The sequence below is a fragment of the Nocardia aurantiaca genome (genome assembly GCF_009708175.1).
Classification (GTDB): Bacteria; Actinomycetota; Actinomycetes; order Mycobacteriales; family Mycobacteriaceae; genus Nocardia; species Nocardia aurantiaca.
In genome coordinates, this window is sequence record NZ_WMBB01000002.1 from 252519 (window position 1) to 275396 (window position 22878).

Annotated in this window: 20 protein-coding genes; 7 read left to right on the top strand and 13 right to left on the bottom strand. The window is 67.4% G+C overall.

Translation table 11 applies throughout. The annotated features are described in order from the left end of the window. Positions 1-222: 222 nt before the first annotated feature. Both GLP40_RS04585 and GLP40_RS04590 read right to left on the bottom strand, forming a co-directional pair. Positions 223-2586 carry a molybdopterin-dependent oxidoreductase gene (locus GLP40_RS04585; RefSeq protein WP_230329234.1) on the bottom strand — a complete coding sequence of 788 codons (2364 nt, stop codon included), beginning with the start codon at positions 2584-2586 and terminating at the stop codon, positions 223-225. Between the two features lie 314 nt (positions 2587-2900). Next, positions 2901-3377: a hypothetical protein gene (locus tag GLP40_RS04590; RefSeq protein ID WP_154786560.1), complete on the bottom strand. Its 477-nt coding sequence runs from the start codon at positions 3375-3377 to the stop codon at positions 2901-2903. 337 nt (positions 3378-3714) lie between these two features. Between GLP40_RS04590 and GLP40_RS04595 the strand changes: the two genes are divergently transcribed. Together GLP40_RS04595 and GLP40_RS04600 are read left to right on the top strand one after the other, a co-directional pair. After that, entirely contained in the window at positions 3715-4293 is a 579-nt protein-coding gene (locus GLP40_RS04595) for a DUF4282 domain-containing protein (protein WP_154786561.1), read from the top strand. Between the two features lie 105 nt (positions 4294-4398). Next, a complete protein-coding gene (locus GLP40_RS04600) occupies positions 4399-5271 on the top strand; it encodes a helix-turn-helix domain-containing protein (RefSeq protein ID WP_154786562.1) in 873 nt (290 codons plus the stop codon). Here the strand turns inward: GLP40_RS04600 and GLP40_RS04605 are convergent. Further along, positions 5268-5699, bottom strand: a complete 432-nt coding sequence (locus GLP40_RS04605; protein ID WP_154786563.1) for a MarR family transcriptional regulator — start codon at positions 5697-5699, stop codon at positions 5268-5270. The genes GLP40_RS04600 and GLP40_RS04605 overlap by 4 nt on opposite strands. Positions 5700-5758: 59 nt before the next feature. Between GLP40_RS04605 and GLP40_RS04610 the strand changes: the two genes are divergently transcribed. Next, on the top strand, positions 5759-7246 hold the full coding sequence (locus tag GLP40_RS04610) for an MFS transporter (protein ID WP_407671530.1): 1488 nt from the start codon (positions 5759-5761) through the stop codon (positions 7244-7246). 170 nt (positions 7247-7416) lie between these two features. Here GLP40_RS04610 and GLP40_RS04615 read toward each other — a convergent pair whose 3' ends face one another. Next, positions 7417-7977, bottom strand: a complete 561-nt coding sequence (locus GLP40_RS04615; protein ID WP_154786564.1) for a dTDP-4-dehydrorhamnose 3,5-epimerase family protein — start codon at positions 7975-7977, stop codon at positions 7417-7419. Positions 7978-7980: 3 nt separating this feature from the next. Beyond that, positions 7981-8856 (bottom strand): glucose-1-phosphate thymidylyltransferase RfbA, encoded by an 876-nt coding sequence (gene rfbA, locus GLP40_RS04620; protein WP_154786565.1) that lies wholly within the window; start codon positions 8854-8856, stop codon positions 7981-7983. A gap of 259 nt (positions 8857-9115) precedes the next feature. Here rfbA and GLP40_RS04625 point away from each other — a divergent pair, with 259 nt between their 5' ends. Continuing rightward, positions 9116-10102: an alpha/beta hydrolase gene (locus GLP40_RS04625; protein WP_154786566.1), complete on the top strand. Its 987-nt coding sequence runs from the start codon at positions 9116-9118 to the stop codon at positions 10100-10102. 153 nt (positions 10103-10255) lie between these two features. On the opposite strand, the gene GLP40_RS04630 is transcribed toward GLP40_RS04625, so the two are convergent. After that, positions 10256-10957: a hypothetical protein gene (locus tag GLP40_RS04630; RefSeq protein WP_154786567.1), complete on the bottom strand. Its 702-nt coding sequence runs from the start codon at positions 10955-10957 to the stop codon at positions 10256-10258. Positions 10958-11390: 433 nt separating this feature from the next. On the opposite strand from GLP40_RS04630, the gene rfbB reads away from it, so the two are divergent. After that, a complete protein-coding gene (gene rfbB, locus GLP40_RS04635; RefSeq protein WP_328289685.1) occupies positions 11391-12395 on the top strand; it encodes a dTDP-glucose 4,6-dehydratase in 1005 nt (334 codons plus the stop codon). A gap of 19 nt (positions 12396-12414) precedes the next feature. Here the strand turns inward: rfbB and GLP40_RS04640 are convergent, their stop codons facing one another. The 3 genes from GLP40_RS04640 to GLP40_RS04650 form a co-directional block, all read right to left on the bottom strand. Next, a complete protein-coding gene (locus GLP40_RS04640) occupies positions 12415-13389 on the bottom strand; it encodes a glycoside hydrolase family 18 protein (RefSeq protein ID WP_328289686.1) in 975 nt (324 codons plus the stop codon). Positions 13390-13539: 150 nt separating this feature from the next. Next, positions 13540-15096, bottom strand: coding sequence for a DUF2142 domain-containing protein (locus GLP40_RS04645; RefSeq protein ID WP_328289687.1), 1557 nt, complete (start codon positions 15094-15096; stop codon positions 13540-13542). A gap of 50 nt (positions 15097-15146) precedes the next feature. Beyond that, on the bottom strand, positions 15147-16118 hold the full coding sequence (locus GLP40_RS04650) for a glycosyltransferase (RefSeq protein ID WP_328289688.1): 972 nt from the start codon (positions 16116-16118) through the stop codon (positions 15147-15149). A gap of 96 nt (positions 16119-16214) precedes the next feature. On the opposite strand from GLP40_RS04650, the gene GLP40_RS04655 reads away from it, so the two are divergent. Continuing rightward, positions 16215-16718: a GtrA family protein gene (locus tag GLP40_RS04655; RefSeq protein WP_328289689.1), complete on the top strand. Its 504-nt coding sequence runs from the start codon at positions 16215-16217 to the stop codon at positions 16716-16718. 286 nt (positions 16719-17004) lie between these two features. Continuing rightward, positions 17005-18900 carry a glycosyltransferase gene (locus tag GLP40_RS04660; RefSeq protein WP_154786569.1) on the top strand — a complete coding sequence of 632 codons (1896 nt, stop codon included), beginning with the start codon at positions 17005-17007 and terminating at the stop codon, positions 18898-18900. 59 nt (positions 18901-18959) lie between these two features. Here GLP40_RS04660 and GLP40_RS04665 read toward each other — a convergent pair whose 3' ends face one another. From GLP40_RS04665 to wzt, 4 genes are all read right to left on the bottom strand, one after another. Then, positions 18960-19808: an SDR family NAD(P)-dependent oxidoreductase gene (locus GLP40_RS04665; protein ID WP_154786570.1), complete on the bottom strand. Its 849-nt coding sequence runs from the start codon at positions 19806-19808 to the stop codon at positions 18960-18962. Between the two features lie 201 nt (positions 19809-20009). After that, positions 20010-20858: an SDR family oxidoreductase gene (locus GLP40_RS04670; protein ID WP_154786571.1), complete on the bottom strand. Its 849-nt coding sequence runs from the start codon at positions 20856-20858 to the stop codon at positions 20010-20012. Positions 20859-21136: 278 nt separating this feature from the next. Then, positions 21137-22060 (bottom strand): galactofuranosyltransferase GlfT1, encoded by a 924-nt coding sequence (glfT1, locus tag GLP40_RS04675; RefSeq protein WP_154786572.1) that lies wholly within the window; start codon positions 22058-22060, stop codon positions 21137-21139. Continuing rightward, a complete protein-coding gene (wzt, locus tag GLP40_RS04680; protein ID WP_154786573.1) occupies positions 22057-22878 on the bottom strand; it encodes a galactan export ABC transporter ATP-binding subunit Wzt/RfbE in 822 nt (273 codons plus the stop codon). Before wzt ends, glfT1 begins: the two co-directional genes overlap by 4 nt.

The window sequence follows — 22878 nt, forward strand, 5'->3', positions numbered from 1 at the left end:
GCAAGGGGTCTTCGGCCTTCGGTTGCGGGGATCCTGCTCATCGTTTCGGACCTCAGGTATGCGAGATCCCCAGGGGGCGCGAGGATTTCGCATACCTGATTTGTCCGCTTCGATGGAGTCTCAACGAGAGGCGGCGGCCGTCATCCCCCTGGGTAACGCCGATCTTCGGTACCCGAACCTCAATACCGAAAGGTCTTTAATGCCAGGGTGATCCGGCCGATATCAGGCGCGGGTGATCGTCACCGGCACCCCGTTGAACACGGCGTTCCCGGACGGCGCGTCCACCAGCGAATCATCGGTCAGCGCATTGGCGTTCACCCCGGCGTGTTCGCGCGCGACGGTCTGTGCGCTGTCGCCGTGTCCCCAGCCGTGCGGCAGGCTCACCACGCCCGGCATGATGTCCTCGGTCGGCTCGACCTCCACGGTCAGCGTGCCCGCCGCCGACTTCACCACCGCCCGCCCGTTCAGGCCCAGCCGCGCCGCGTCCTCCGGATGAATGTGCAGCGTGCACCGATTCGATCCGCCGACCAGCTGCGGCACATTGTGCAACCAGCTGTTGTTGGACCGCAGCTGCCGCCGCCCGACCAGCACCATCTCCGGCTGCTCGGCCGCCAGCCGCGCCCGCAGCCGGTCCAGATCGGCCAGCAGTTCGGCGGGCGCCAGCTCGACCTTGCGTGAGGCCGTCCGGAGCACGCCGGGCAGCCGGGGCTCCAGCGGACCCAGGTCGACGCCGTGTGGATTGTCCAGCAGCACTTGCAGATTCAGCCGTCCATCCCAGGTTCCGGCGGAATCCGCGCCGGCGGGCGCGGGTTCGGCGTCCACCTGCCCTTCGGACCCGCGGCCCGGGCCTGCGTCCGCAGCCGTGCGGCCGGCGGCGTCCGGGTCGCCGTCCACGGACGAACTTCGCCGGGTGGCAGGTGTATTCGGCCCGCTCGCCCACTCGCCGAAGGGACCCAGGCGCAGCATCATGTCCAGGCGTTGTTCGGTGGTGTTCCGACCGATCAGTTCGGCGCGGCGGTCGGCCATGCCGGCCTTGTGGAGGGTCCCGGCGATGACGATCTCGTCGACCACGGTGAGCGGGTCCAGGCCGGGCAAACGCGAGGAGGCGGAGGGGGATTCCTGACCGGAGACCGCCAGGGCCAGCCGGGCCATCACCTCCGCCTCGGACATCTCGTTCTCGCCCAGCGGAACCAGCGGCCGGGAGTAGCGGGCGTAGTTGTGGACCGCGAAGTTGAGCAGCGCGAAATCGTAGTGCGGAGACTGCAGAATGCGCGGGGGCGGCAGGATGACGTCCGCGTGGCGGGTGGTCTCGTTGAGGTAGCGGTCCACGCTGACCATGAATTCCAGCCCGGCGAAGGCGGTATCGAGGCGCGCGCCGCTGGGCGCGGACAGCACCGGGTTGCCCGCCACCGTCACCATGGCCCGGATCCGCCCCTCGCCCGGCGTCAGGATCTCGTCGGCCAGCGTCGCGACCGGCAGTTCGCCCATGGCCTCGGGCAGCCCGCGCACCCGGCTGTGCCAGCGCCCGGTGCGGAAGGGCCGCGACCGCACGATGCCCAGCGCCGCCCCCGCCGCGAACATGGCCCCGCCGGGCGAGTCGAGATTGCCGGTGAGCACATTGACCACATCCACCAGCCACTGCGTGAGCGTGCCGAATTCGGCCGTGCAGGTGCCGATCCGGGCATACACGGCGGCGGTCGGCGCGGCGGCCAGTTCGCGCGCGATGCGCACGATGGTCTCGGCGGGCACCCCGGTCCGCGCGGCCACCAGGTCCGGCGGGAAGTCCGCCGCGGCGGCGCGCACGTCGTCGAGTCCGTTGACCTCGACCCCGACCTCGGCCAGGTCCTCCGCGAACAGCGTGTGCACGATCCCGAACAGCAGGTAGGCGTCACTGCCCGGCCGCACGAACAGGTGCTCATCGGCCAGCTTGGCGGTGCGGGTGCGCCGCGGATCCACGACCACCAGCCGCCCGCCCCGCTGCCGCAGCGCCTCGAGCCGACCCCGGAAATCCGGTGCGGTGCACAGGGACCCATTGGATTCCAGCGGATTCGCGCCCAGCATCAGCAGATAGTCGGTGCGGTCCAGGTCCGGCACCGCCACGGTGAGCGGATCGCCGAACATGAGTCCGCTCGACACCTGCTTGGGCATCTGGTCGGCGGTGCTGGCGGAGAACAGATTCCGTGTGCCCAGCGCCCGGATGAGCAGCGGCACGTACAGCGCCCCGGCGACCGTGTGCGCATTGGGGTTGCCCAGGTACAGCCCCGCCGCCTGGTTCCCGTGCTCGGCCGTCACCTGCGCCAGCCGCTCCCGGATCACCGCGAAGGCCTCGTCCCAGCTCGCCTCCCGCCAGGTGTCGGCGGCGCGATCGCGAATCATGGGTGCGGTCAGCCGATCCGGATCGGCGTCCAGATGCCCGAGGGTCGCGCCCTTGGGGCAGAGGAATCCCCGGCTGAAGGGATCGGCGTGGTCACCGCGGACCGAGACGACGTGATCGCTGGCGTCCAGGGTGAGCTCGAGGCCGCACACCGCCTCGCAGAGCGGGCAGGTGCGTAGCAGGGTCCGGGGGCTGTCCGTGACGTGGTTCATACCCCATGATCGCCCGGAGTCCGATCGGGCGAAACACCTGCGGCCGCGGGGATGGACGAGTGCGGACTCCTACAGCTTTCCGCGTCGCATCTCGGAGCGCCGTACGATCCCCGAATGCCTTGCGCGTGACAGTATCCGGGCGAACCGGAGCGCTGGTTCGGGAGCCGCTTCCCTGGCAGCTCCCGGCGCGGGAGCCTCGGATTATGTCCGCTTTCTCTTAATTTGCAACGTTCGGCCCGGGATACGGCGAAACCCGCGAGCGCCGGGGCGCACTCGCGGGTTTCGTGTCGTTGTCGCCGGTGTCGGTACCGGTCTCAGGAGGCGATGCGGGCCGCCTGCGGGGCTCCTTTGGCGGCGGCGCGGACCGCAGCGCCGATGGCGACCACCGGCGGAACCCAGCGGGCCTCGTGCGGGGCGACGCTCCAGCAGGCCGCACCGGCGGAAAGCTTGCTCGGCGGCAGCGGGATCCCCGCTCCGTCGGAGTAGACGACCACGCCGGCTTCGCGCAGCGCCTCGATGGCGCGCGCGGCCTTGCGCAGGCCGGTGACGAGGTGGATCTCGCGGCGCTCGGCGCCCGGGATCTCGATGACCGGGCCGGTCAGGTTGTTGGCCCGCAGGTAGCGGCGCACGAAGGCGGCTGTGTCGCCGGTGACCTCGATGCCCGCGATGTCCTCGTCGGTGACCAGGCAGGCGCCATTGGCGGTTTCGGCGACCGTCCAGCCGCGCCGGATGTAGTCCTGCGCAGATTCCGCAACGGCTGACGAAAACGTCGTACGCACTGGATTCTCCATTCCCCGGTAGATCTCGTTCCTGCTCTGTGCGTCGTATCGGAACGGGGGGTTCGGGGCGTTACACCCTCTTTTTCACTTGGGTTTGGTCCTGTTCCGGAATTTCGTGTGCCCAGTTCGTTTTTGACCCGATGGTGACTGTGTCTCAGCTGCGACACGGCGCCGACGTAGCCGCCCTGCCTGCGGCGATACCGTCAAGGGCACTGCCGCCGGATCGGGGTCCGTCAACGGCCCGCGGGCGTGACGTGTTCTACACCACACTGTCTCGTCCTGCGCTGCCACCGCGTTACCGGCGACACTGGATCAGCCGAAAAGGTCTGCGGGAGAGGAGATCGTCGGCATGGCCGATCAATCGGGCGCGAACACGGCCGAACTCGAGGAATTCGACGAGATCATCGCCGAGGGCCGCTGGGCCGCTTTCAAGGAGTCCGCCACCCGCCGCATGTCCCGGCGCATCGCCGAGGACGAGGAAGGCGAGGAGCCGGTCGAACCGTTCACCAGTCCAAGCGCTTTCGGAGCTTGGAGTGTGGACGCCGCTCGCGCTCTGCTGGACCTGCAGTTCCACCGCGCCGCCACCCGCACCCTGCTGCCGCTGGCGTATCTGCTGGGCCTGGCGGCCGCTTTCGCCATTCCGATCGTGGGAACCATAGGGCTGTGGCGGATTTCGGCCTGGCTGGGCATCGTGTTCGCGGTGGTGTTCGCGATCCCGCTGGGCCTGGTGATCGCCGCGACGGTGCGTCTGCTGCTGGAATTCGTGCTCAACGCTTCCCGGCTGGCGGCCCGGGTCTCCCACATCTCCGATATGGCCGATGACCTGTTCCAGGCCCTCTCGGATGTGGCCGAACCGGTCAACCAGCTGTCCAAAGACGTTCAGGCAGTCCAGTTCTGGCGCTTCCGCCGCCGTTCCTCCCGGAAGTAGGCTCCAGAGCGGACCGATCCTGGCCACCGGGCCGCGTCCCGCGTCCATGGATCGCTGAGTTGTCCTGTGCAACAATGCGATCGCAACACTGGTATAGGGGGACTGATGGCTTTACCGCAGGGGATTACCGGATCGACCGTGCCGCGTCGGCAGCTGGGCCGATACCTGCGCGACCTGCGCAATCGCGCGCGCATGACGACCCGGGTGGCCGCGCAGCGATTGGAATGGTCCGAGGCCAAGATCTGGCGCATCGAAACCGGGCAGACCTCTTTACGCAGCCTGGACGTCGAGGCCATGTGCCGGATCTACGGCGCGCCCGAGGACGCCATCGAACCGCTCACCACACTGGCCCGAGAAACCAAGGCCCGCGGCTGGTGGACCGAGTACGGTGACGTGATCGACGAGGGCTACGAGGTCTACATCGGACTCGAGGAGGCCGCGAGCAGGCTCACCAGCTATGAGAACGAGCTGGTCCCTGGGCTTTTGCAGACCGAGCAGTACTACCGGGCGGTGCTGGCCGGAGCCTACCCGGGCATCTCGGCCGAGCAGTTGGACCGCCGGGTCCGGGTGCGCACCGCACGGCAGTCGCTGCTCACCCGCGCCGACTCGCCTCTGCAACTGGATGTGGTGATCGCCGAGGCGGTGCTGTGGCATCGGATCGGCGGCGACGAGGTGACGCGCGGCCAGCTGGACCGGCTGCGCAAACTCGCCGAGCTGCCCAATGTTCGGCTGCGGCTGCTGCCGGCCGAGTGCGGCTACCACCACGGCATGGATGCGGGCCGCTTCGTGTTGCTCGAATTCCCCACCGCCGAAGGCGAGCCCACCGAGCCGCCGGTGGTGTACGTGGAATCGCTCACCGGCTCCTCGTACCTCGACAAGGAGCATGAGGTGGAGCGCTACCGCGAGGCCGCCGCGGCCGTCAGTTCCATTGCGGTGGAGGCACTTCCGGTGATCGAGACGCTTCGCGAAGCGATCTAGCCGAGATTCTCGGCCAGCACCGCACGGTGCGTGGGCGCGGCCTGCTTGTGCAGTTCGCGCCCTTTTTCCGTGACACAGACGAAGATCGCGCGCCGATCCTCGGTGCACAGCGTGCGATCCACCAGTCCATCGCGCTCGAGTCTCGCCACGGTGCGGGAGAGCGCGCTCTGGCTGAGGTAGATGTCGTTGGCGAGATCGCTCATCTTGCAGCTGTCGCTGCCGGATTCGACGAGGCGGTCCAGGGTCTCGAATTCGCTGAGCCCGATGTGGTGGCGGCCTTGCAGTTCCTTTTCCAGAGCGCACGAGGTCGTCGCGTGCCGGGCCAGCAGATCGCGCCACTCACCCACCAGCCCTGACGCCTCCACGGGCGTGGTGACGGGCCGGGCGACGGCGCTCCCCCTCTCGGCGCTTGCTGTCGGCTTCGGCATGCCGCCATCCTAGTCCGTCCGCCATAAACATGCAACCGCATTAAATGCTTGTGCATTTGATGCGTGCGCATGTACTGTCCCCTCTCGTGACTTCCACCGAGATCCGCCCCGCAGTGAGCGCCGCGGCTGACTCCACCCAATGGACCACCCGGCTCTGGGGCATGCTCATCACCCTGTGCATCGTGCTGTTCCTGGACGGCCTCGACGTGTCGATGATCGGCGTCGCGCTGCCCTCCATCGGCACCGAACTCGACATTCAGACCTCGACCCTGCAGTGGCTGGTCAGCGGATACGTGCTCGGCTACGGCGGCCTGCTGCTGCTGGGCGGCCGCACCGCCGACCTGCTGGGCCGCCGCAAGGTCTTCCTGATCGCGCTGGCCGTCTTCGGATTGGCCTCGCTGGCAGGCGCTTTGGTCAGCTCCGCGGCCCTGCTGATCCTGACCCGCTTCGTGAAGGGCCTGGCCGCCGCGTTCACCGCGCCCACCGGCCTGTCCATCATCACCACCAACTTCGCCGAGGGTCCGGCCCGTAACAAGGCGCTGTCCATCTACACCGTCTTCGGTGCGGGCGGCTACTCCATGGGCCTGCTCTTCGGCGGTCTGATGACCGGCCTCGGTTGGCGCTGGACCTTCCTGCTCCCGGTTCCGGTGGCACTGGCCGCGCTGATCTCCGCGTATTTCCTCGTCCCCAAGGACAAGCCCGCCGAAGAGGGCGGACACGATCTGATCGGCGCGCTGCTGTCCACCGCCACCATGCTGCTGCTCGTCTATACCGTGGTCTCCGCGCCGCAGGCGGGCTGGGGCTCGGCCCGCACCATCGGATCGTTCGTCGCGGTGGCCGTGCTGGGTGCGGCATTCGTCTACGCCGAGAGCAAGGTGCCCTACCCGCTGGTGCGCCTGGGCATCCTGCGCAAGCCCACCCTGGTCCGGGCCAGCCTGGCCATCATCGCGGTCGCCGGCTCGTACTTCAGCTGGCAGTTCATCACCACGCTGTACCTGCAGGACACCCTCGGCTGGTCGCCGTTGAAGCTGTCCATGGCACTGCTGCCGGTCGGACTGCTGGTGGTCGCCTCGGCCTTTGTCTCCGACAAGCTCGTCGACCGCTTCGGCACCGGACCGATCATCGCGGTCACCATGGTGGTCATGGCCGTGGGTTATCTCAGCTACCTGCGCATCGACACCGCGCCGTCCTATCTGACCGTGCTGCTGCCCGCGGTGCTGCTGGTCGGCATCGGCTGGGTCGGCTTCCCCGCGATCAACATTCAGGCCACCAGCGGAATCGACGATGACGAGCAGGGTCTGGCGGCCGGTGTGCTGCAGACCGCCATGCAGGTCGGCGCGGCGATCGTCCTCGCGGTGACGACCGCCATCGTCACCTCGAACGTGCCGAACAACCCGACTCCGTCGGCCATGCTCGACACCTACCGTCCGGGCCTGGAATTCGCCGCCGGCGTGTCCATCGTCGGCGCCCTCGTCGCACTCACGGTCTTCCTGCCCAGGTTGCGTTCCCGGCAGGCCCGCCTCCCCGAGCCTTCGGCGCACAGCTGAGAGCCGTCGACGGCCGTGCACGCGTGCGGCCGATTGGGTGCGGAACCAATGTGGACGTACCCGATGAGTTACCCGGATCCTCGCGAAATCAGTTGTCACCTCCGAAAACACCGGGGCCCACCGCACTCGCGGTGGGCCCCGGACTCTTTTGTGAGTGGAGGCGCGCAGTGCTACCGCTTCACATCCGCCAGGCGCGGGGCCGCCGCGTCCTTGTCCGAGCGGACGAAGGTGAGCGGTTGGCCGGTACGGCCGACGGTGGGCCACTCGATGGCCAGGTCCGGGTCGAAAGCGTCCAGGTCCCGGTCGAATTCGGGGGAGTACTCCAGTGAGCACAGGTAGTTGACGGTGGAGTCGTCCTCGAGCGAGAGCAGCGCGTGACCCAGGCCCTCGGCCAGGAACACCGACTTGCGCTCCACATCGTCGATGACGACGGCGTCCCAGCGGCCGAAGGTGGGGGAGTCGCGGCGCAGGTCCACCACCACGTCCAGGAACGCCCCGCGCACACAGGTCACGTATTTGGCCTGGCCGGGCGGATTCTCGGTGTAGTGGATGCCGCGCAGCACACCCGCCGCGGAGGTGGAGATATTGACCTGTAGCAGGTCGAAGGGCCGCCCCACCGCCTTCTCGAATTCCGAGGCCTTGAACGACTCGTAGAAGACGCCGCGATCGTCTCCGTGCAGCCGGGGCGTGAACTCCCACGCGCCCGGCACCGACAGTTCCCGAATCCGCATGCCCTACTCCCAGGTTCGCCCGTGGTCCAGCAGGCCCAGCAGGTACTTTCCGTAGCCCGAGCGCACCAGGGGTTCGGCCAGCCGGGTGAGTTGATCGTCGTCGATGAAGCCGAGCCGCCAGGCCACCTCCTCCGGCACGCCGATCTTGAGCCCCTGCCGCTCCTCGATGGTGCGCACGTAATTGGCGGCGTCCAACAGCGAGTCGAAGGTGCCGGTGTCGAGCCAGGCGGTGCCGCGGGGCAGCACCTGCACGTGCAGCCGACCCTGCTCCAGGTAGGTGCGGTTGATATCGGTGATCTCGTATTCGCCGCGGTCGGAGGGCTTCAGGTCGCGGGCGATGGCGAGCACGTCGTTGTCGTAGAAGTACAGCCCCGGGATGGCGTAGTTGGAACGCGGCGCCTCGGGCTTCTCCTCGATGGAGATGGCCCGGCCCTGCGAGAATTCGACCACGCCGTAGGAGGTGGGGTCGGAGACCCGATAGGCGAAGACCGCACCGCCGTCCAGGTTGTGGAAGGTCTGCAGCTGGGTGCCCAGTCCCGGGCCGTGGAAGATGTTGTCGCCCAGTACCAGTGCGGCGCTCTCGGTGCCGATGTGGTCCGCGCCCAGCACGAACGCGCGCGCCAGCCCGTCCGGTTCCGGCTGCACGATATAGGAGATGGAGACGCCGAACTGGCTGCCGTCGCCGAGCAACCGGGCGAAGGCGTCGGCGTCCTCGGGCGTGGTGATGACCAGGATGTCCCGGATCCCCGCCAGCATGAGGGTGGACAGGGGGTAGTACACCATCGGTTTGTCGTATACCGGGACCAGCTGTTTGCTCACCCCGCGCGTGATCGGGTGCAACCGCGATCCGGTGCCTCCGGCCAGGATGATTCCGCGCATGTCTCGACAGTCTGCCAGTTCGATCGCGAAGCGCGGCGGCCAGGTTCCGGATGGGGTTCGAATCGATCACGGCCGTTTACCGAGGTCCCGATATGGCGATAACTGTTGCGTAGGTCACGTTCTCATGGTGTTCTGAAATGACGCTATGTGAGATGTCAGCGCCGACTCTCGCGCGCCGGGTTCCGAGCCCACCTCCGGAGACGGAATATCGGTCCACCGGACGAACGGCTCGGCGCGCCAACAATGAGGTAGGTGCGCGATGGCTACGGCCCACGACGACATCCCCGTCCAGAACCCGAACCGGACCAGTGCCGCCGCCCGCGCGCTGGCGGTCGTGTCCCGCACCGTGATCCGTCCCGCGGGCGAACTGGTGCCCGTCACCGCCGCATCCATGCCGGTGGCCAGCACCGTCATCAACAGCCTGGCCAAGCTGCGCCCGGCCCCGCGGGGAGTGGAACGGGAACAGGTACGGCTCAATGGTTTTCGCATGGAGATCGTGCGACCAGCCGGGGCGCGCAAAGCACTGCGCGACGGCGCGGTGCTCTACATGCACGGCGGCGGCTTCTTCCTGTGCGGGCTGGACACCCACCGTCCCGTGGCCGCGTCCATCGCTCGGCGCACCGGGCTGCCGGTGGTGAGCGTGGAATACCGGCAGCTGCCCGAGACCGATATCGCCGGCTCCGTCGGCGATTGCCTGACCGCCTACAAATGGCTGCTGGCGCACGGGGTTCCGGCCTCGAAGGTGGTATTCGCGGGGGACTCCGCGGGCGGCTACATGACCTTCGCGACCGCGCTGCGCGCCCGCGACGCCGGACTGCCCGTCCCGGCCGGACTGGTCGGCCTGTGCCCCGCACTGGATCTGGACTGCACCGAGAAGCGCGCCCACCCCAACTACCACCGCGACGCGCTGATTCCGTTGTCCGCCTTGGAGTCCGTGGTGAAGCTGGGCGCGGAGGTGAACGGCCGCCTGGATCCCCGGTTGTCGCCGGTCAACCATGTGCTGGCCGGGCTGCCGCCCGCGCTGCTCATCGTCGCCGAGGACGAGGTGCTGCGCCGCGACAGCGAGATCATGGCCCAGCGCCTGGCCCAGTCCGGCGTGCCCGCCACGCTCGAGATCTGGCGCGGGCAGGTGCACGCCTTCATGGCGATCTTCCCGAACATGCCGGAGAGCCGGGCCGCCCTGGCCAGTGTCGCTCGATTCGTTCGGGCCCGCGTCGAGGTCGAACAGGTCGCGCGCACCGCGTGATTCGATCATGCACAGCCTGTTTCGGTGATGTGGGGCTCGGGGCGCTGACCTCGGGCCCCACATCTGTTCCTGCGCACAGACTTTCCGCGTCAGAGGTAAACGAAACCCCCGCCCGGGCAGCCCGGGCGGGGGTTTCAACGTACAGCCGGAGTGTTACTTGGCCGGAGCCTGGATGTGCGGCTCGTTGACGGTGGAGAAGTACTGGATCGCGGCGGCGATGGCGACCGGCGCGGTGATCAAGATCTGACCGGCCAGGGTGCCCAGGAAGCCGACGGTGGCGGCGCCGAGGACGCAGCCGCCGAGCGGGCCGAGGCCGAACAGACCGGCCAGCGCGCCGGTCGCGACCAGGCCCGCGGCCACACCCGCGACACAGCCGACGGCCGCGCCGCCGATACCACCGACCAGGGTGCCGATGGTGGCGCCGGTGCCGATGGTGTCCTTCATGCGGTTGAAGGCGGCCTGCTCACGGTCGTAGTCCGACTTCCAGGGAGCCTGGTCCTCGTAGGGCAGGGCGACCGGCTTGTAGACCGCGTGGTCCATGTCGTACTGCGGGGTCAGGGTCGCGGTGCGGTCGGAGATCTCCGCGGCGATCGGGAACTCGAAGTCGTCGACGCGGAAGCTCAGCGGCATCTTCGCCACGACGGTGCCGTTGGAGGCCTTGATCTCCAGGTTGCCGTTGTCGTTGACCAGCGAACCGGCGTCGGTGCGCAGGATGCTGCTGGTGTCGGTGGTGGTGACCGCGTAGTTGATGGCGCCGTTGTCGTCGGCGGCCGGGGCGGCGTTCACGGTCCCGGCGGTAACGCCCAGGGCAGCGACGGCCAGTGCCGCGGTGGCGGCGAATTTCCTCATCAGCATTTGTTGAAACCTCATCGAAGAGCTCGGGGGGACATGACGAATCGAAATGGAGGACAGCTAACGAGCGGTGAACCCCCTGTGACCGTTCGTTCAATTTCTGTTCACCATGTCGATCGTGCGGTTGGCAAGGTATCGGAAATCCGCTGCAAGGAACAGGTTTTGACGTAGATATACGATCCGCCGGACTGTTACCTAACCTTCTCTATGTGATGAAGGTCACACATGTTGACGGAAAGTCGTGACGGTGCTTATGCGAATGTCACGGCGAGAGCCTGGAATTGCGACATTTCGACCGAGCGCCCGGGTTTCAATTAAGTGCATTTGTTTCAGCCGGATGTCCGAATCCGCCCACAGCGGCGGCCTCGAGGGTGTAGAGAGGGCAACTTCCCGGACCCATCGTCGCCGCCCACTCCGGCCGACGTAGTGTTTCCCTGTGCGACTGCTCGTAACCGGCGGTGCCGGCTTCATCGGCGCGAACTTCGTGCACCAGACCGTGACCCAGCGTCCGGGAGTGCATGTCACCGTGCTGGACAAACTCACGTATGCGGGCAACCGCGCCTCACTCGACCCGGTTGCGGACCGAATCGAGTTCGTGCACGGCGACATCGCCGACACCGCGCTGGTAGAGCACGTTGTCGGAGCGGTGGACGCGGTGGTGCATTTCGCCGCCGAATCACACAACGACAATTCGCTCGCCGACCCGTGGCCGTTTGTCCAGACCAATATTGTCGGCACCTACTCGCTGCTCCAGGCGGTGCGTCGCCATCAGGTGCGCTACCACCACATCTCCACCGACGAGGTGTACGGCGACCTGGAACTCGACGACCCCTCCGCATTCGGCGAGAACACCCCCTACAACCCGTCGAGTCCCTATTCGGCCAGCAAGGCCTCGAGTGACATGCTGGTGCGCGCATGGGTGCGTTCGTTCGGGGTGGCGGCGACAATCTCCAACTGCTCCAACAACTATGGGCCCTACCAGCACGTGGAGAAGTTCATCCCGCGCCAGATCACCAATCTCATCGACGGCATCCGCCCCCGCCTCTACGGCGCGGGTCATCAGGTGCGCGACTGGATCCACGTGGACGACCACAACAGCGCGGTCTGGGAAATCCTGGAACGCGGGCGGATCGGGCAGACCTATCTGATCGGCGCGGACGGTGAGCGCGACAACAAGTCCGTGGTGGAGCTGATCCTGGAGGCGTTCGGCCGCGCGCCCGACGACTTCGACCACGTCACCGACCGTCCCGGCCACGATCTGCGCTACGCCATCGACGCCTCCCTGCTGCGCACCGAACTCGGCTGGGAGCCGGAGTATCGCGACTTCCGCAAGGGCCTGGAAGCCACCATCGACTGGTATCGCGACAACGAATCCTGGTGGCGGCCACAGAAAGCCGCGACCGAATCCGCCTACCTCGCCGCAGGCGAAAAGGTGCTCTAGACGCGGGCCGAAAGGCGGGCTAGGACCAGTCCCGCCGATAATCCGCCCAATCCTGTTCGGTGGCAGCGAAATCCACATAGAGTGCGACCCCGAATGCGCGGCGGTCGCGTGCCGTGCGGCCCAAACCCGGTCGCACGCCGCGGATCGCGGCGGCAACGGTTTCGGCCCCGCCGTGATGGCCGAGATCATCGGCCCAGAATGCGGGCAGTCCGATGAGCAGATCCGTGCCGGGCGGCGTGACCTGCAACGCCAGACCGGTTTGTTGAGCGACATATCCGGCGTACAGCATGCGGCTCGGCACAGCGGTGTCGTAGGACATGTCGGCGATTTGGTCCACGCGCCGGGCGACCTCCGCGAAATAGGCCTGGGGCCACCATTTCCCATGGTCGAACAGGACCAGGCCGACGGAATGCGTTCCGGGTAGCGGATCGATGACCGGAGCGGAGACCGATACAAGCCCGCGGCGATCGGCAGCGACGGCGCGCACGCGATCGAGGATGGCGATATAGCCGCTCGACCCGGAGCGCACCGGCTCGAAATCGAAGTGAATCCCGTCGAATCCGAGATCGAGCACCTGGGCCGATGTGGAGACGACATGATCGCGGGTCGCCGGATCGTCGGTATTCAGGCCGTCGAATTCGGGGGCGAGCACATCGCCGAGCCAGGCCTGTACGCGAATTCCGGGCAGCATCCGATGCACGGCCTCGACGAACCAGCCGGCCTGTGGATAGAGATCCGGGGACAGGGCGCCGTCATTGCCGAGCGGCCCGGTATGGACGTACAGATCTTTGATCCCAGTTCCGGACAACAGGGTTCCCAGCTGTGCGATGTCCGCGTCGGATTTGCGGCCGTCGACCCAGGCGTGACCGAGCCAGAGCGCGTCATGGCCGCGGGTCCGGGCATCGGGCGGCGGCGTTCCGGCATCTTCGAGCCACAGGAACACTGTGGCCGCGAAGACCGGCGTCACGAGGATGCCGGCAATGGCCAGCAACACCAGGGCAATTCGCCGGAGGCGAGACCGGCTCCGCCACCACGACCGAGCCGCGGCCGCCGTCCGCTCGATCAGCCTCCCTGCCCGCGGAACCCGGCTCCTCATCCCCACCAGCGCATGCTAGCGGCGGATTCGATACCCGGCCGAACGCGATCAGCCCCAGACGATGGTGGTGTACTTGACCACCGCCGCGATGAGCGAGACCGAGGTGGCCGCCACCACGGTGACCGCCGCGGTGCGGGCCGGGACGCGGCCCGCGGCGTCGGTGAGCCGCAAGGGCATCCAGCGCAACAGCACCGCGAGCCCCAGTACCGCCAGCGGCACGAAGTAGCGGCCCTGCACGCCGTCGATGATGAAATAGCCGACCGGCGTGAAGGACATGTACAACGTCACGTAGATCATGGCCACGCTGGCGGCCACGGTCAGCAGCACCAGCCACGTGCGGTTGCGGTTCGCGGCCCGGGGTGAGAAGCGCTCGGCCACACCGACGCTCACGGTGAAGGCGAGCAGGCTCGCCAGGACGGTCAGCGCGGGCACCTCCACATAGGAGAAGCCGAGCTCGCCGAAGAACTGGACGAACCAGTGCTGGTCGCGGCGGGCGATGCTGTCGCCGAACACGCGCACGAAGTGGATGGGATCACTGAGGATGCCGTGCAACTGGTCGCCCGGACGCACGGTGCCCCAATCCTTCTCCGGCCGCATCAGGCTCATGCCGTCACCGGTCGGCGCGGCGGTCTTCATCCACACCGCGAACGACACCGCGCCGATGGCGGCGGCCGCCCAGGGCAGGGCGCGCTGCCACACCGCAATCCGCTCCGGATCGCCGAAAGCGAAGCGGCGCGCCGGAATCAGCACGGTCAGCATGGCGATCAGCACATAGGTCGGCTTGCAGACCGGCAGCAGTACGGTGGCGGCCAGCGCGGCCACGGTCTCGGGCTTGGTCAGCCGCTCGCCGAGGAACAGGCCCTTCACCACCAGCGCCGACACCAGCAGCGCGAGCGCGTTGGTGACGGTGTCCGCGGTGACGGTCCCGGCCTGGAACAGCGCGATGGGCAGCACGGCGACGGTGAAGGCCAACCATTGCACCCGGTGCCCGCGCAGCACGCGCAGCGCGAAACCGACGATCACCAGGTACGCGATCAGCCCGGCCCACCGGGTGGCCAGCACCATGCCGCCGACGCTGAGATCGAAGGTCTCGGCGATGCGGATGCCCGCGGCGGGCGGCAGATATGGAATGGGGGAGTAGGCCGCGGTATTGGTGAACCACATCTGCTTGGTCTGATCGGTGACCGCCGCGGCGCCGAGTTTGTCGTAGGCGTGCGGATCCTCGACCATCGGGTCCGGCTCATCCGGATTGTCTTGATAGTCGGCGAAGGCGTAGCTCATCAGCGCGTCGATGCTGACCGGGATATCGCCGCCCCACGCCGGACCGCGGTCGTCGCGAATCTTCTCGGGCAGGAAGCCGCCGTGCGCCACCTGGTAGGCCCGGCCGAACTGGGTGATCTCGTCGTGGCCCCAGAACGGGGGCGTCAGCACCGACCAGACCGCGCCGAAGATGCCCGCGATCAGCACGAAAAGCACAGCGGCCGAACCGAATCGCCGTTCGATGCGGATCACCGCGCGCCGCGTCCCGGCCGTCTTCGGCTCCGGGGCCGCCGGAAGCCGGTCCGGTGACGCGAGGGTCCTGCTGTCGTTCGCTTCGGTAACCACGGTGTCCGATTCTGCTGTGCCGTTGGGATTCTGCCCGGCAAGCCGCACCGTCATCGCGGCGAACCGCCCGGCGCTCCGCCGGACTCGGTCTCACCGACCGCCGAGTAGCGCAGGTACATGAGACGGGCCGCCTCATGCCGAGAGCGGCGGATGCCGTCCAGGATCAGGCCGGCGGTCCACGCCAGGCTGCCGAGCAGCAGCAGGGTGAAGCCGAGGAAGAGCGTGGGGAACCGCGGGACCTGGTGAATCTGATAGAACTCGATCACTATCGGCGTGATCAGGATGACCGACAGGATCCAGGCCAGCGTGCCGAACAGGCCGTAGAAGGCGACCGGCCGCTCATGCCGGGCCAGCCCGATGATCAGGCGCAGGATCTTGAAACCGTCGTGGTAGGTGCGCAGCTTGGACTCGCTGCCCGCGGGCCGATCGCGGAAACCGACCGGCACCGCCGTCTGCGGGACCCGCAGGTGCTGCGAGTGCACGGTGAGCTCGGTCTCGATCTCGAACTCCCGCGACACCGCCGGGAACGACTTCACGAAGCGGCGGGAGAAGACCCGGTAGCCGCTGAGCATGTCCTCGACGTTCTCGCCGAAGACCTTGCCCACCACGCTATTGAGCACCCGGTTGCCGGTCTCGTGACCAGCCCGGTACGCCGAACCCGCCTCGACCTCACGGCGCACGCCGAGCACGTGGTCATACGGGCCCTCGACCAGGGTGCGGATCATCTCGGGGGCCGCGGAGGCGTCGTAGGTGTCGTCGCCGTCGACCATCAGGTAGACGTCGGCCTCGATGTCGGCGAAGGCGCGGCGCACCACGTTGCCCTTGCCCTTGCGGTTCTCGGTGCGCACGATCGCGCCGGCCGCGCGCGCCTTCTCGGCGGTGGCATCGGTGCTCAGGTTGTCGTAGACGTAGACGACTATGCCGGGGACGGCGGCCTGGAGGTCGGTGACGACCTTCGCGACGGCGGCCTCTTCGTTGTGGCACGGCACAATGGCGGCAATACGAAGCTCGGTGGAGTCCACCCGGTCAATCCTCTGATCGGAGGCGAATATGAACACCGGGAGGGTACCCGACGTTCACAGGTATATGAGTGCTGCGGGTTGCGGTACCGTCGGCCGGTGTCTGCGAACGAGTCCACGGCGGTGGGTGAAGCCGCCCCGAATTCTTCCCTGACCGGCAAGGTCCGGGCCCTGCTGCAGCGGGGCGGGGCGTTCCTGGTGGTCGGTGCGATCGGATTCGTCGTCGACGCGGGCACCTACAATCTGCTGGTCTTCGTCGGCGGCGAGGGCCCGCTGTTCCGCGCCCCGCTGATCGCCAAGATCATCTCCATCGGGCTGGCCACGGTGGTCACCTATTTCGGCAACAAATGGTGGACCTACTCCGACCACGACGGCGATACCGGGGCCCGGCACATCCTGATCTACGCGGTGCTGAATGTGATGGCCATCGGGCTGCAATTGGGCTGTCTCGGCTTCTCTCGCTATGTCCTCGGACTGGACAGTCCTTTGGCGGACAACGTTTCCGGAACGCTCATCGGTCAGGCGGTGGCCATGGGGTTCCGATTCTGGGCGTACGGGAAATTCGTCTTCGCCAATGCGGGGCCAGAAACGAATAAGGCTTGACCGCCCACGGGTTCGCGTCCACCCCGGTCCGGACTGCGTTCCGCCTCCGCGCCGCTTCCAGCAAAAACGGGATCGAACGACTTCATAGACCTGCGCCTCGGCGGAGCAAGGGAGGCAAGACCCGGGACACGAGCGCCGCGACCGGCTCGGTCGACCTGCGCCGTGCCCGGAGCGCGGCGGAGGCGAATGGGCACTGTTATTCTCGGCCCCGCCGAGCGTGATGGTGGCCGTGACGTCCACATCGGATGAGCCGGTGTCTAAGTGTTCAAAGAATGTCGAGGGATTCATGGATGCGTCGGCTGGGCAGGCCGTGACCGAAACCGAAAACCCGAATATCGCCGAGGAGGCTCCCGCGACCCTGCGCGCGGAACACGCCGCGCCGGATCGGCTGGTGCTGGCCCGCGGCATCTTCTGCGGACCCGCGCCGAAGATCAGCGATGACCTGTATGCGGTCGCGAAGGGCAAGGTCACCCGGGAACGGCGGACTTTGCGCCTGGAGAAGGGCGCGTCGGTCAGCACCAATACCTACTTCGGGCGCTTCGCCGCGGCCTACTGGCAGCGGTGGACCCGGGTCACCGAGGTCGAGGTCGGCATGACACTCGAGGTGACGGGCAAGGTGCGGGTGCGGCTGGCCGCGTCCGATATCGCGGGTCACCGCCGGGTGGTCGACACCGCCGTGGTCAAGGAGACCGGCCGGGTGGCGCTGCGCGCACCGCTGGACATGTACGTCGACGGCGGCGCGCTGTGGCTGGAGATCGAGGCCCTCGGCGGCGAGGCCGTGATCACCGACCTGGAGTGGACCGCGGCCGCACCCGAGCAGGTGCGCCCGGTGGCCATCGCCATCTGCACCTTCAACCGCGCCCAGGACTGCGCCGATACCGTTGCGGCCCTGGCCTCCGACGCGACCGTGCTGTCGCTCATCGATGCCGTGTACGTGGTCGACCAGGGCACAGATCTGGTGCAGGACCAGGCGCTGTTCACGCGGACCCGGCCCAAGTTCGGCGACAAGCTGCGCTACATCCGGCAGCCGAATCTCGGTGGCGCGGGCGGTTTCACGCGCGGCCTCTACGAGGTGTCGGCCGCCAACGAGCACGCCGACGTCATCCTCATGGACGACGACATCCTGTGCGAGCCGGAAACGGTGCTGCGGCTCAACGCCTTCGCCAACATGACCGTGGAGCCCACCCTGGTGGGCGCACAGATGCTGTTCCTGTTCAACCCCGACTACCTGAATGTCGGTGCGGAGGAGACGAATCTGGGCAAGCTGCGCCACGGCCAGAAGGTGGCCAAGGCGCTGCGCAACACCTCCATGCTCAAGAAGCACCAGGAGCGCCGCGTGGACGCCGGCTACCAGGCCTGGTGGACCTGCCTCATCCCGGCCGAGGTGGTGAAGAAGATCGGGCTGCCGGTGCCGATCTTCTTCCAGTGGGACGACGTGGAATACGGCCTGCGCGCGCGGGAGAACGGTTTCGTCACCGTCACCCTGCCGAACGCCGCGGTGTGGCACGCCGACTTCTACTGGAAGGACTTCGACGACTGGGCGCGCTACTTCTCCTCGCGCAACTCGCTCATCGTGTCCTCTCTGCACCACGATCTGGACGGGAAGGCCATTACCCGCCAGCTGCTCCGGGAGATCGGTGAATACCTGGTCGGCATGCAGTACGGCCTGGCGCACACCACCCTGCAGGGCATCGAGGACTACCTGAAGGGTCCGGAGATCCTGCGCGACGGCGGCATCGAGGCGCTGGCCAAGGCCCGCGGCTCGCGCTCGGACTATCCGGAGACCATCAAGCATCCGGCCGCCACCTCCCCGGTCCCCAACGCGCACCTGCACGTTCGCCGGGCCGGCGGCGAGCCCAGCCACCCGCTGCTGGTCCTCTACAAGCGCGCCCTCATCCAGTGGACCGGCCGCGTCATTCCCGGCCCGGTCGCGGTCACCCGCGAGGACGCCCACTGGTGGCACGTCGGCCTGTTCGACCATGTGGTCGTCACCGACGCCTCGCAGTCCGGCGTCCGAGTCCGCGTGCGCGACAAGGAAACCGCCCGCCGCCTACTGCTGCGCGCCTACCGGGTGCTTCGTCAGCTGCGCAAGGAACTCCCGGACCTCCAGCGTCGGTGGCGAGCCGCCATGCCGGAGCTCACCAGTCGCGCGAACTGGGAACGCCTCTACGGAATCGACTAGACAGCAAGATATTCCCCTGACCATGGCCCGGGACCCTTTGTCCCGGGCCATGGTCGGTCTCAGCGACGGTCTGGCTGCTGCGGGTCGCCATCCATGCCCGTCGTCCATCCGATCACCACACGATGCTGCACCAACTGCCCGACGACGGCAGGGTCGATCGGGTCGACAGCCAGCGAAACCACATCCACCGCAGCGGCTTCGGGCGTCTGCGCCTGTGACATGTCGGTGAACCACGGCCGCGATGCCTCGGTGTCGACCAGCCCGGGACAGACCGCCCCGATGTAGATGCCGCGCGCGGCGGCATCCGTGCGGGCGAAGATCCGGGCCGAGGCGACCTGCCCGATCTTCGACACGGTATTGATCGACGCCGGCCACCCGGCCTCGTGATCCTTGCCCGCCTCGACCAGGTCGGCATACTCCAGCATGACCCGGTCGATATCCGCGAGATCGCGTGTCTCGGTGTCGAACAGATGCCACAGGGCCGGATCCAGATAGCGCAGGCTGCCGAAGGCGCTGGCCACGATGAGGAATCGGCCGCCGGTGCGGACCAGCGGCCCGAACTCCCGGATCATCCGGGACGTCCCGAGATTGTTGGTCTCGACGAATTCCCGGATCGTCTCGGCGTCGCTGCGATCCGCGCTGCGGCGCGCCGCCGCATTGGACACCACAAGGTCGATCCCGCCGTGCCGCTCCCGAATCAGCCGCGCCGCCTCCGCCACATCCTGGTCGTCACTCACATCCAGGACCAGCGGTTCCGCACCGGGAATCGCCGAGGCCGCCTCCGTCACCCGTTCGGCATTGCGCCCGCTGAGATAAACCGTCGACCCGTCCTCGAGCCGCCGCGCCAGCAATTCCGCGACAGCCCGCCCCAAACCTTGATTCGCACCTGTGACAAGGGCAATACTCATACTTCCGGTCAACTACCTGCTTTCCGGTCTATTCCCCTGCCCGCCAGACGATCTCGATGATTGGTGGGTTGCGGCGTCTTCGTCCCACGCCCGGTCTTCATCGATTTCCTGATGACGCGCAAGCGGCTGCCCACGCTGAAGGCGCTCGCCGAGCGCGAGGCCGTCGCGCTCGGCTGAGCCCCGGACAGGCTCCGAGCGAGCTCAGAGGAACAGGTCGGTCGTGAGCGGCCCGTCGCCGGGCACTACCCGGTATTTGTCGAGATCGGTGATGCCATGTGCGGCAAGGACTTCGTCGTCGATGAAGAAGTTGCCGGTGGTGTCCTTGGCGGGCGAGGTGAGCACCAGGTAGGCGGCGTCGGCGTAGATGTCCGGCGTGCGTGAGGTGGCGACCATCTCCTCGCCGCCGAGCAGGTTCTTCACCGCCGCCGTGGCGATGGTCGTCCGCGGCCACAGCGAGTTCACCCCGATGCCGTACTTGCGCAGCTCCTCGCTCAAACCCAATGTGGTGAGCGACATTCCGTACTTGGCGATGGTGTAGCCCAGCGCCATTCCCGCCCACTTCGGATCCAGGTTGAGCGGCGGCGACAGGGTCAGGATGTGCGGATTGCTCCCGGCCTCCGCGGATTCCCGCAGTGCCGGAATGCTGAGCTTGGACAGCAGGAAGCTGCCGCGGCAGTTGATGTCCTGCATGAGGTCGTACTTCTTCATCGGCAGCGCCTCGGTGGGCGACAGGTCGATGGCCGAGGCATTGTTCACCACCAGGTCGATGCCGCCGAAGCGTTCCCTGGTCTGCCGCACCGCATCGGCCACCGCCTCGTCGTCGCGGACGTCGCCCAGGTATTTCAGGACGGTGCCGCCGGCCTGTTCCAGTTCGGCGGCCGCGGTGTGGATGGTGCCGGGCAATTTGGGATGCGGTACATCGGTTTTCGCGATGAGGGTGATGTTCGCGCCGTCGGCCGCCGCTCGCTTGGCGATCTCCAGCCCGATGCCGCGACTGCCGCCCGACATGATCATGGTCCGGCCCGCCAGCTGCTCGGTTGCTTCGGTCATGGTCCGCTCCTGTTCCGCTGTTGTCGCCCCGAGTCCGATCATCCGCGCCCGGAGGGCCCGGTGGGGCGGAAACTGTCGCATCTCGGACGGTAAGCCAGAACTCGATACTATGCAACAAGGTGCATATTGGTGTGCGAAGACTTCCGCACCGAGCAGCGCGTCGGCGAGCCGTGGACTTGGCCGCGCCCGAGGGGCCGACCAAGGCGACGGTGCCGTGGAGCAGCGAGGTCAGCACATCCATGCCGACGCCGCTGGTGGCGCAACCTATTCCTCGAGCCCTACGACTTGGGTTTGTCGAACTGCTCGCGGCGGCCCAGTCGCTGCAGGCGCAGCCACTCCATCAGCCCGGCCGGATCCTTCTGCTGGACCAGGAAGAACCACCCGAAGCGGGCGACCTCCTGCGGCAACAGTTTTCGCATACCCGGCTGCGACATCAAGTACCCGCGATTGCGGTAGGTGAAGTACCGCTTGACCGGATCATCCGGGTACTGGGTGTGCATGCGTCCACCCAGGATCGGCTTGAACTCGGCGGAACCGTTCGGGTGCAGGTAGGCGGTCTGCAAGCAGGTGCCGAACGGCAGACCCGACCGCACCAGCCGCCGGTGCACCTCCACCTCGTCGCCGCGCACGAACAGCCGCAGGTCCGGCACGCCGATCTTGTCCACGGCCACGGCCGAGATCAGCGCGCCGTTGAACAGCGAGGCGATGCCCGGCAGGAAGTCCTCGTCGCCCAGCTCCGACCGAAGCCGCCGCCACACCACGCCGCGGCGCAGCGGGAAGGCCAGCCGGTCCGGATCGTCGATATCGGCGACCACCGGTGACACCTCGACCAGATCGTGCCGCCGCGCGCAATCGAACAGTGTGGCAAGCACATCCGGGCCCTCGGGCCGCCCGTCGTCATCGGCCAGCCACACCCAGTCCGCGCCCAGGGTGAGCGCGTGCAGCATGCCGAGCGCGAACCCGCCCGCGCCGCCGAGATTGTGTTCCGAACCGAGATAGGTGGATTCGATGGGCTGCTGGTTCACCAGCTCCCCGACCTCGGTCTCATTGCCGTTGTCCACCACGATCAGGTGATCGACCTGGCGGGTCTGGCTGCACAGCACCTTCAGGGACTGGGCCAGCAGGTCCCGGCGTTTGTGCGTGACCACGATGGCGACGATGCGCGCATCGTCGCCGTAGACGGGGGCCGACTGCTCACTCATGCGGGATTCCGTTCCGGTTCACGTTCACGTTCCAGATCCCGCAGCACCTGCGCCACGTGATCGCCCGCCTCCGGGCCCTCGTAGGCTCGCACGACGTCCTCGATACCGCCCTGCATGCGGATCTGCCCGTGATCGATCCACATCGCGGAATCGCACAGCTGGGCCAGGAATTCATTGGAGTGGCTGGCGAAGACGAGAATGCCGGAGCGCGAGACCAATTCTTGCAGGCGCACCCGCGCCTTCTTCATGAACTCCGCGTCGACCGCGCCGATACCCTCGTCCAGCAGCAGGATCTCCGGATCGATGGAGGTGACCACACCCATGGCCAGGCGCACCCGCATACCTGTCGAATAGGTGCGCAGCGGCATGGCCAAATAGTCACCCAATTCGGTGAACTCGGCGATCTCGTCGATCTTGGCGAGCATCTGCTTGCGGCTCTGCCCGAGGAACAGGCCGCGAATGACGATGTTGTCGTAGCCGGAGATCTCCGGGTCCATGCCCACGCCGAGATCGAAGACCGGAGCCACCCGACCGCGGATGCGCGCGCTGCCGCGGGTCGGTTCGTAGATGCCCGAAAGCAGCCGCAGCAGTGTCGATTTGCCCGCGCCGTTGTGGCCGACCAGGCCGATGCGATCGCCTTCCTTCAGCGACAGCGTGATATCCCGCAGCGCCTCCACGACCACCACATCGGATTGGTTGCGCCCGATGGCGCCGCCGGCCGACCCCAGCACCGCCTTCTTCAGCGATCGGGATTTGGCGTCGAAGATCGGGAATTCCACCCACGCGTTCTGGGTCTCGATACTCACATGGTCGGTCAT

Coding starts and splice junctions, on each gene's coding strand:
- GLP40_RS04660 (WP_154786569.1), top strand. CDS start 17,005: ATGGATGCGTCGGCTGGGCAGGCCGTGACCGAAACCGAAAACCCGAAT.
- rfbA (WP_154786565.1), bottom strand. CDS start 8,856: ATGCGCGGAATCATCCTGGCCGGAGGCACCGGATCGCGGTTGCACCCG.
- wzt (WP_154786573.1), bottom strand. CDS start 22,878: ATGACCGACCATGTGAGTATCGAGACCCAGAACGCGTGGGTGGAATTC.
- GLP40_RS04605 (WP_154786563.1), bottom strand. CDS start 5,699: ATGCCGAAGCCGACAGCAAGCGCCGAGAGGGGGAGCGCCGTCGCCCGG.
- GLP40_RS04600 (WP_154786562.1), top strand. CDS start 4,399: ATGGCTTTACCGCAGGGGATTACCGGATCGACCGTGCCGCGTCGGCAG.
- GLP40_RS04670 (WP_154786571.1), bottom strand. CDS start 20,858: ATGACCGAAGCAACCGAGCAGCTGGCGGGCCGGACCATGATCATGTCG.
- GLP40_RS04590 (WP_154786560.1), bottom strand. CDS start 3,377: ATGGAGAATCCAGTGCGTACGACGTTTTCGTCAGCCGTTGCGGAATCT.
- GLP40_RS04665 (WP_154786570.1), bottom strand. CDS start 19,808: ATGAGTATTGCCCTTGTCACAGGTGCGAATCAAGGTTTGGGGCGGGCT.
- glfT1 (WP_154786572.1), bottom strand. CDS start 22,060: ATGAGTGAGCAGTCGGCCCCCGTCTACGGCGACGATGCGCGCATCGTC.
- GLP40_RS04625 (WP_154786566.1), top strand. CDS start 9,116: ATGGCTACGGCCCACGACGACATCCCCGTCCAGAACCCGAACCGGACC.
- GLP40_RS04595 (WP_154786561.1), top strand. CDS start 3,715: ATGGCCGATCAATCGGGCGCGAACACGGCCGAACTCGAGGAATTCGAC.
- GLP40_RS04615 (WP_154786564.1), bottom strand. CDS start 7,977: ATGCGGATTCGGGAACTGTCGGTGCCGGGCGCGTGGGAGTTCACGCCC.
- GLP40_RS04610 (WP_407671530.1), top strand. CDS start 5,759: ATGCGTGCGCATGTACTGTCCCCTCTCGTGACTTCCACCGAGATCCGC.
- GLP40_RS04630 (WP_154786567.1), bottom strand. CDS start 10,957: ATGCTGATGAGGAAATTCGCCGCCACCGCGGCACTGGCCGTCGCTGCC.
- GLP40_RS04585 (WP_230329234.1), bottom strand. CDS start 2,586: ATGAACCACGTCACGGACAGCCCCCGGACCCTGCTACGCACCTGCCCG.